This is a genomic window from Grimontia marina (assembly GCF_900060185.1).
GTDB classification, from domain to species: domain Bacteria; phylum Pseudomonadota; class Gammaproteobacteria; order Enterobacterales; family Vibrionaceae; genus Enterovibrio; species Enterovibrio marinus.
This window is the reverse complement of sequence record NZ_FIZY01000293.1, coordinates 1-505: the sequence shown is the minus strand read 5'-3', so window position 1 is coordinate 505 and position 505 is coordinate 1. Positions and strand designations below refer to the sequence as shown.

General features: G+C 45.3%; 1 pseudogene. It reads right to left on the bottom strand.

Annotation, left to right across the window (positions count from 1 at the left end):
• Nucleotides 1-505: pseudogene (locus tag GMA8713_RS26490) on the bottom strand (ROK family protein); the annotation flags it as partial.

The window sequence follows — 505 nt, the reverse complement described above, 5'->3', positions numbered from 1 at the left end:
GCGAGATATAATGGCCGGGTTTGCGGCTACCGTTTCCAGACAGCCGAAGTTTCCACATTGACACTGTTCGCCGAGTGGATCGATTTGGATATGACCTATTTCACCCACGTTACGGTTATAGCCTAGGAATACTTGACCATTGACGATAATGCCAGCTCCAGTTCCTCTGTGTACGCTGACCAGAATAGAGTCTTGGCAATCTTTGCTGGCACCGAAATAGTGTTCGGCAAGCGCCATACCGCGCACGTCATTGCCGACAAAACATTCAACATGAAAATTATCACGAATGATGTCACCTAAAGCGAGTGCATCAATAGCAATGTTGAGCATGTATTCTACGACACCCGTTTATGGGTTGACTAAGCCGGGTAGGGCAATACCAATGGCAATGAATTGTTCGATTCGCTCTTGCTGTTGTTTGATAAAAGTATTGAGGTAAAAAAGGAGTCCCTCAATTAATTGTGTTTGGTGAGAATAGTGAAACTCGTGATAGTCAGACGCGAGT